General features: G+C 72.6%; 1 pseudogene. It reads right to left on the bottom strand.

Going from position 1 to position 1,573, the window contains the following annotated elements:
- A pseudogene (locus QN345_RS18850) lies at positions 1-1,573 on the bottom strand (hypothetical protein); the annotation flags it as partial.

Raw genomic sequence — 1,573 nt, 5'->3', positions numbered from 1 at the left:
AGGCCTCGTCGATCTCGGCGAGGGACTTGTTGTTGCCGTGGAAGCCGAGGCGGGCGCCGGGCGCGCCGGCCGCGAGGTCGTCGGAGTCGATGGCGGCGATGACCGCCTGGCCGGAGGCGAGCACAGCAGCGAGGGCGTCGAGCACAACGCCCACACGCGCGAGCAGCTCGTCGGTGTCGATCCGGCGTTCCGGGGCAACGCCGGTGCGCACGAGGGAGTCGGGGCCGAGCGGCGTTCCACCGGCAGCGAGCGAGCGAAGGCTGCCGGCGAGAGTGGCGGCGCGCAGCAGCCCGTCGGCCAGCGGCGAGTCGCCCAGAGCGGGTATGGCCGCACGCAGCTCCCGGTCGAGTGATGCCGCGTCGTCCGCGAAGACCAGGTCCAGGGCGGCCCAGCCTGCCTCGGCGAGGGTGTGACTGTTGGGGGCTTCGGTCACCGTGATGCCGGCAGGATCACCGAGGCGACGCGCCGCCCACGCTTCCAGCCTCGGTTCGGCGAGCGCGCGCGGGCGGGTGCTCGACCAGCCGGTCGCGCCGGCCGGGATGGCCGCGAACACGCCGTGGGTGAGGATGCGACCGGTCTGGCGCACGCCCAGGATACCGAGGTCTGGATCGACGGCGGCGCCGCTGGCCATGGCATCCATCGCGGCAGAGGCGCGCGACGGGTTGCCCGAAGAGTACTGCAGGACGCTCTCACTCAGAAGGGCATCCGAGACGGCGTCGAGTGTGGCCGCAGCTCCGCGCATGGCTGCGACCAGAAGGTCCCACTCAGCGTTCGACACGGGGTCCCAATTCTCGACGAAGGCGTTGTCTGGCTTCCGGCTGAGGCGGGCGCGCAACGGCGGGTTGACCACGGTGAGCGTATCGAGCGGGAACAGCCGCAGGAGTTCTGCGCCGTCGACGACATCGGCGGCGGCGACGCGCGCTGCCGCGACCTCCTGGGCCTCGTCGTTGCCGAGCTGATCGGTGGCCGCAGGCGCGATCTGCCGCAGGCTCAACTGGAACCGGGCCGCCGAGGTCCCGGCGAGGCCGCGTTCGATCTGGTACCCGAGCAGGGCGCCGATCGACTGCCCGGCCGCGACCCCTTCGAGCACGCGCCGGAGCTCGACGCCGCGCCGACTCGACAGGTCGATGGCGAACGGTTGTTTCCCCGGCAGTGCGCCGATGTTGGAGCGGTGAGCGCTCGCGAGGACGCCGGCGGCGACGGCGTGCGAGCTGCTGGGCGCGTGGATCCAGCCATCCGGATCGCTTCGGTTCGTTCCAAGACGGATCTGCTCGACGTAGCCGAACGCGCCGATGGTCATTCCGACGGGGGCGGTGGCCGCCAGGGTGGCCCGGCGTGCCGTCGCGATGCCCGTCGCCCACGCGTCGACTCGATGGGACGCCAGATCGAGCGCAGAGGCGACGGCGATGCGACGCTCGTCGAGCGGCGCCGCCGCGAGCGCGATCATGGCGGCGCGAACCTCGCCGCCCACGCCGAAGGCGTAGAGCAGTTCGGTAATGGCGCTGCTGCCGAGCCACCTCGCCTGCGCCGTGTCGCCGAGGTCGAGCGCCACCTGCGCCAGGGAGGTGCGGGC

It is taken from the genome of Cryobacterium sp. 10I1 (assembly GCF_035019805.1).
Lineage (GTDB): Bacteria > Actinomycetota > Actinomycetes > Actinomycetales > Microbacteriaceae > Cryobacterium > Cryobacterium glucosi.
This window is presented reverse-complemented; position numbering and strand designations above follow the sequence as displayed.